The organism is Mycobacterium sp. HM-7 (genome assembly GCF_053852335.1).
Genome location: NZ_CM132657.1, coordinates 6,087,704 through 6,093,703, shown reverse-complemented (window position 1 = coordinate 6,093,703; position 6,000 = coordinate 6,087,704). Strand labels below are relative to the sequence as shown.

Here is a 6,000-nt window from a genome sequence, read left to right as displayed (position 1 = left end):
CGACTACTACCCCCTCGGAACCGCCTGACCGGCGGCTCAATAAAACGACGACAATCTGTCCACATAGTTATCCACAGACTGTGGACAAAGTAGGAGAATGCCGTCGTGCTCGTGTTTTGCATGCAGGAAGCCCGCGCGCTGAGGCTCGTCACAGGAACGTCTGTGGGCTCGTAGCGTCGGGACCTCTCTGGCTTGTTGTCTTGCGCCGTCGTGCAACGGCATTGGCAGAAGCTAACAAGTTTTCTGTTCGTCCGCCAACCGTTCGGCAACATTGGTTTGAGGTTCTTGGGCGTGTCGGCTTGCCACGTTGCGAGTGGGACAACTGTGACGAGCGCAAGCGCGATCCGGCTTCGCTTGCCGCTCGAAGCGGTAACGGTTGCTGACGTGCGGCGTCGAGGTTTGACCGGGGGAATTCAGATCAGTACCCTCGAACAGTCGCCCACACGTGGTGATACGGCTGCGACTGTGGAAGTTCTGCCACGAACTTCTCGCGGTACCGCGCCGGCTAGCAAGCAAGATGCGTGCGCTTACCAGCGACGACCGTGCCCACCGGCATGACTCGTTCATGTCGGTGGCGAGTGCGGGCGTCACATAGTTGAGGAGATACAGCCGTGGCCAAGGGCAAGCGGACTTTCCAGCCGAACAATCGCCGTCGGGCCCGTGTGCACGGCTTCCGTCTGCGGATGCGGACCCGTGCCGGTCGCGCCATCGTGTCGGCACGTCGCGGCAAGGGCCGTCGCTCTCTCACTGCGTGACCTGACGCAGGATCGAAGCACCGTGCTTCCGGCTCGTAACCGGATGACGCGCTCGACAGACTTTCGAGTCACCGTGAGCCGCGGTGTGCGTTCGGCGCAACGGGATCTCGTGGTGCATTCACTGGCACCACGAGCTACCGACGACGTCGATTCAAACACCCAGGACGCGCCGAAAGTCGGTCTCGTCGTGGGTAAATCCGTCGGCAACGCCGTCCAGCGGCACCGGGTATCCCGACAGCTCCGTCATGCGAGCCGGGACTTGCTGTCCGAGCTGCGGACCGGTGAGCTTCTGGTGATCCGGGCCCTGCCCGGGAGTCGCGAGGCGGCCACCTCAACGCTGCAAGACGAATTGCGCGCGGCAGTGCTGCGTGCTCACGCGAAGTCCGGACCCCGGCCATGACACAGCGGCTGGCCCGCGGGCTGATCTTTCTCATCGAGCTGTACCGCAACATGGTGTCGCCGATGCGTCTACCCAGCTGCCGGTTCAGCCCCACCTGTAGTCAATACGCTGTCGAGGCACTCACCGAACACGGACTCTTCCGCGGTTGTTGGCTGACGACAGTCCGGCTGGCCAAGTGTGGCCCGTGGCATCACGGGGGATGGGACCCCATCCCCGAAAGACGGTCCGCGGCAACGGCCGCGCAGTCAAGGAGCGATTCGCTTGTCTTTTAACTGGTTCAGTCTGGACTACATCTATTACCCGGTATCGGGGATCATGTGGCTCTGGTACAAGCTTTTCGGCGCGATTCTCGGTGCGGAGAACTTCTTCACCTGGGGCCTGTCGGTGATGTTCCTGGTCTTCACGCTCCGTGCTCTGCTGTACAAGCCCTTCGTCCGGCAGATCGAAACCACTCGGCAGATGCAGGAACTGCAGCCACAGATCAAGGAACTGCAGAAGAAGTACGGCAAGGACCGCCAGCGGCTCGCACTCGAGATGCAGAAGCTGCAGAGCGAACACGGTTTCAACCCGCTCCTCGGCTGTCTGCCGATGCTGGCGCAGATTCCGGTATTCCTGGGCCTGTTCCACGTTCTGCGTTCGTTCAACCGGACTGAGGGCGCCGGCATGGGCATCGGTGCACAGGCGCTGTCGCTCGAGGCGAACCGGACGACCGGCAACTATTTCTTCAGCGCCACCGATGTCGCGCACTTCCTGAACACCGACCTGTTCGGTGCGCCGTTGGGCGCCACCATGATTCAGACCGGTGAGAGCCTGAAGGCATTCGCCCACTTCGACCGGATGTCGGTGATCCTGGTCGGTATCCCGCTGATGATCATTTCGGGCATCGCCACGCACATGAACAGCCGCGCTTCAGTGGCGCGGCAGAGCGCTGAAGCCGCCGGCAACCCGCAGACCGCGCTGATGAACAAGCTGGCGCTGTATGTGTTCCCCTTGGGTGTCGTGGTCTCGGGTCCATTCCTGCCGATCGCCATCCTCATGTACTGGGTGGCCAATAACATCTGGACCTACGGCCAGCAGCACGTGGTGTTCAACCGGATCGAGAAGCGCGAGGCGGAGGAGAAGGAGCAGGCGATCGCACGCCGTTCCGCCAACGCGCCGGCACCCGGGGTGAAGCCGAACCGGTCCAAGAAGGGCAACCCGCCGGCTGCCGCGGCAAGTTCGGGGGCCGATGTCGAACAGACCGGCACCGAGCTGGACGGCGCGGCGGAATCAGATTCTGCGGGATCGAAGCCCGCCCCGGGCGCCAAGCCCAACAAGAAGAAGCGTTGACCGGTCAGAGGGTAAAGACCCTGAGCGACGGCCGGTGCAAGAGGGAGAAGGCAGGGATATGACAGACACAGAAACGCAGGCGGAGGCCACGGAAACAGAGGCCGCGACGACGGCTCAGGCCGCTCCTGCAAGCAAGGGCGACGATCTGGAAGAGCGCTTGGTCGCCGAGGGCGAGATCGCCGGTGATTACCTCGAGGAGCTCCTCGATCTGCTGGACTTCGACGGGGATATCGACCTGGACGTCGAAGGCGACCGCGCGGTCGTCAGCATCGACGGCGGCAACGATCTGACGAAGCTGGTGGGCCGTAAGGGCGAGGTGCTGGACGCGCTCCAGGAACTGACGCGACTGGCCGTGCACCAGAAGACGGGCGAGCGCAGCCGGCTGATGCTGGACATCGCCCGGTGGCGTCGACAGCGGCGTGATGAACTGGCTGCGCTGGGCAAGAAGATCGCTGAGCGGGTGCTGGCGTCGGGTGAGCGCGAAGAGCTCTCGCCGATGACCCCGTTCGAGCGCAAGATCGTGCACGACGCCGTGGCGGCCGTGGACGGTGTCCACAGCGAGAGCGAGGGCGTGGAGCCGTCTCGCCGGGTGGTTGTTCTGCTCGATTGAGCACCTTAATTACATCGATGTTGTTCGTCGGCGGCGAGCTGGCGGGGAAAGTGGAGGCTGTTTCACGTGAAACATGGTGAAGCCCCATCCCCACCGGCCGCCGCCGTCGAGGTTTTTGGGGAGCGCGCCGAACTGGCGCAGCGCTATGCGGAGATCCTCGCGGGCGACGGAATCGAGCGCGGTCTCATCGGACCGTCCGAAGTCGGCCGACTTTGGGACCGTCACGTGATGAATTGCGCCGCTATAGGTGAGTTGGTCTCCGGCGGTGAACGAATCGGCGACATCGGCAGTGGAGCCGGCCTACCGGGCATCCCATTGGCGCTTGCTCGACCCGACGTCCACGTGGTCCTGATCGAGCCGCTGCTGCGCCGGGCGGACTTCCTCCGCGAAGTCGTGACCGAGCTCGGTATCGACGTGACCGTGATTCGTGGTCGCGCGGAAGAGCGGACGGTGCGCGCCGAGGCGGGGGAGTTGGACGTCGTCACCTCGCGAGCGGTGGCGGCACTCGACAAGCTGGCGAAGTGGAGCCTGCCGCTCTTGAAGATCGACGGTCGAATGCTGGCTCTCAAGGGGGAGCGGGCGGACGACGAGGTCGTCGAACACCGCCGGGCACTCAACTCACTCGGTGCTGTGGACGTAAGGGTGGTGAAATGTGGCGTGAACTATTTGACTCCGCCCGCAACCGTGGTCGTGGCGAAACGCGGAGCCAAGCGCGCGGGGTCCGGCCGACCGGCCAAGAACCGACGATGACATCGTCGGCCAGGGGGAGCAACATGTCCGATGCCGAGGTTTCGGAAGCGGCCGACCCGGCCGCCACATCAGGAAAGGCAGCAAGCGATGCCGATGTTTCACGTGAAACGTGGACAAGCGTGACGATGGATACGCCGATCGGGGCGGAGGCCGAACGCGCGGTCCAGATCCTTCACGGAGCCAAGGGGCAACAGCTGCCGCACCCGACGCATCAGCGGGTGTTCACCATCGCCAACCAGAAGGGCGGCGTTGGCAAAACCACCACCGCCGTGAACATGGCGGCGGCCCTGGCACTGCAGGGACTCAATGTTCTGGTCATCGATCTGGACCCCCAGGGCAACGCCAGCACCGCGCTCGGTATCGAGCACCGGCCGGGCACCGCGTCGTCGTACGAGGTGTTGATCGGGGAGATCACCCTGGAGAGCGCGCTGCAGCGCAGCCCGCACAACGAGCGCTTGTACTGTGTGCCGGCGACCATCGATCTGGCGGGTGCCGAGATCGAGTTGGTCAGTATGGTGGCACGCGAAACCCGCCTGCGGAACGCGCTCGCCACGCTCAAAGAGCACAACTTCGACTACGTCTTCATCGACTGCCCGCCGTCGTTGGGTCTGCTGACCATCAACGCACTCGTGGCGGCACCGGAAGTCCTCATCCCGATCCAGTGCGAGTACTACGCGCTGGAGGGCGTGGGCCAGCTGCTGCGCAATATCGAGATGGTCAAGGCCCACCTCAACCCCCAGCTCGAGGTCACCACCGTGGTCCTCACGATGTACGACGGCCGCACCAAACTCGCCGACCAGGTCGCGATGGATGTCCGCGACCACTTTGGCGATAAGGTTTTGCGGACCGTCATCCCACGCAGCGTCAAGGTTTCCGAGGCGCCGGGGTACGGCATGACGATCCTGGATTACGACCCGGGATCACGCGGAGCAATGAGCTATTTGGACGCCAGCCGTGAACTCGCCCACCGCGGCGAGCCGGGAGTGAGGAAGTAACGATGTCGCAGCCGAAGAAGCGCAGCGGACTCGGTCGGGGGCTGGCGGCGCTCATCCCCACCGGTGCACCCGAGGACGGGCAGCAGGACACCTCGCTGCGGATGGGGTCCGCGGCTGCCGACGTGCTGATCGGCGGCGGCCCGACCGCACCGGTCAACGGAGCAGCCGCTGCGGAGTCAACCGCGGCGGCGAAGGCAGAAGCCGAGGCGATCGGCGCGGTGTACCGCGAGATCGAGCCGACTGCGATCCAGCCGAACCCGCGACAGCCGCGCAGCGTCTTCGATGCCGACGCGCTCGCCGAGCTGGTGCACTCCATCCGCGAGTTCGGCCTCATGCAGCCCATCGTGGTGCGTGAGCTGAGCGAGCCGTCCGGGCCGCATCGGTACCAGCTGATCATGGGCGAGCGTCGATGGCGCGCTTCCCAGGAGGCCGGTCTGACCGTCATCCCGGCGATCGTCCGGGAGACCGCCGACGACAACATGCTGCGCGATGCGCTGCTCGAGAACATCCACCGGGTTCAGCTGAACCCGCTCGAAGAGGCGTCGGCCTATCAGCAGCTGCTGGAGGAGTTCGACGTCACCCACGAGGAACTCGCGACCCGCATCGGCCGGTCGCGTCCGGTGATCACGAACATGATCCGTCTGCTGAAGCTGCCCATCGCGGTGCAGCGGCGGGTCGCCGCGGGCGTGCTGTCGGCCGGCCACGCCCGTGCTCTCCTCGCGCTCGAAGGGGGACCGGAGAAGCAGGAAGAGCTCGCGGCTCGGATCGTGGCAGAGGGTCTGTCTGTCCGCGCGACCGAAGAAGCCGTCACTCTGGCCAACCGGGACGGCGACAAGCCGGCGCCGACTCCGAAGCGCAAGCCGATCCAAATGCCCGGACTACAGGATGTGGCGGAGCAGCTGTCGACGGCCTTCGACACGAAGGTCACCGTGAGCCTGGGCAAGCGCAAAGGCAAGATCGTCGTCGAGTTCGGCTCGGTCGACGACCTTCAGCGCATTGTCGAACTGATGAAGACCGAACAGGGCTGATCGCCCCTTTTTTGGGCTTGCGACAACTCGACCAGGGACAAGGCCTCATTACGTCACTGTGACAGTGACGTTTAGTGGCCGTGTGGGACGGGGAGGGGATCGCCATGTTTCACGTGGAACAGCTCCGCATTTG

At 64.4% G+C, this 6,000-nt stretch carries 8 protein-coding genes; all 8 read left to right on the top strand.

Annotation, left to right across the window (positions count from 1 at the left end):
* Window positions 1-611: 611 nt before the first annotated feature.
* Window positions 612-755, top strand: coding sequence for a 50S ribosomal protein L34 (rpmH, locus tag ACWW1C_RS29270; protein ID WP_073695092.1), 144 nt, complete (start codon window positions 612-614; stop codon window positions 753-755).
* A gap of 22 nt (window positions 756-777) precedes the next feature.
* Complete coding sequence (rnpA, locus tag ACWW1C_RS29265) at window positions 778-1,155, top strand: ribonuclease P protein component (RefSeq protein WP_455981513.1); 378 nt, start codon at window positions 778-780, stop codon at window positions 1,153-1,155.
* Window positions 1,104-1,427: a membrane protein insertion efficiency factor YidD gene (gene yidD / locus ACWW1C_RS29260; RefSeq protein WP_455984485.1), complete on the top strand. Its 324-nt coding sequence runs from the start codon at window positions 1,104-1,106 to the stop codon at window positions 1,425-1,427. Before rnpA ends, yidD begins: the two co-directional genes overlap by 52 nt.
* Window positions 1,428-1,470: 43 nt before the next feature.
* Window positions 1,471-2,484, top strand: a complete 1,014-nt coding sequence (gene yidC / locus ACWW1C_RS29255) for a membrane protein insertase YidC (protein WP_455984484.1) — start codon at window positions 1,471-1,473, stop codon at window positions 2,482-2,484.
* 58 nt (window positions 2,485-2,542) lie between these two features.
* On the top strand, window positions 2,543-3,094 hold the full coding sequence (locus tag ACWW1C_RS29250; protein ID WP_455981512.1) for a Jag family protein: 552 nt from the start codon (window positions 2,543-2,545) through the stop codon (window positions 3,092-3,094).
* 66 nt (window positions 3,095-3,160) lie between these two features.
* Window positions 3,161-3,844: a 16S rRNA (guanine(527)-N(7))-methyltransferase RsmG gene (gene rsmG / locus ACWW1C_RS29245; RefSeq protein ID WP_455981511.1), complete on the top strand. Its 684-nt coding sequence runs from the start codon at window positions 3,161-3,163 to the stop codon at window positions 3,842-3,844.
* Between the two features lie 125 nt (window positions 3,845-3,969).
* Window positions 3,970-4,839 (top strand): ParA family protein, encoded by an 870-nt coding sequence (locus ACWW1C_RS29240; protein ID WP_455984483.1) that lies wholly within the window; start codon window positions 3,970-3,972, stop codon window positions 4,837-4,839.
* A 2-nt stretch (window positions 4,840-4,841) separates the two neighbouring features.
* Window positions 4,842-5,867: a ParB/RepB/Spo0J family partition protein gene (locus ACWW1C_RS29235; protein WP_455981510.1), complete on the top strand. Its 1,026-nt coding sequence runs from the start codon at window positions 4,842-4,844 to the stop codon at window positions 5,865-5,867.
* Window positions 5,868-6,000 lie beyond the last annotated feature (133 nt).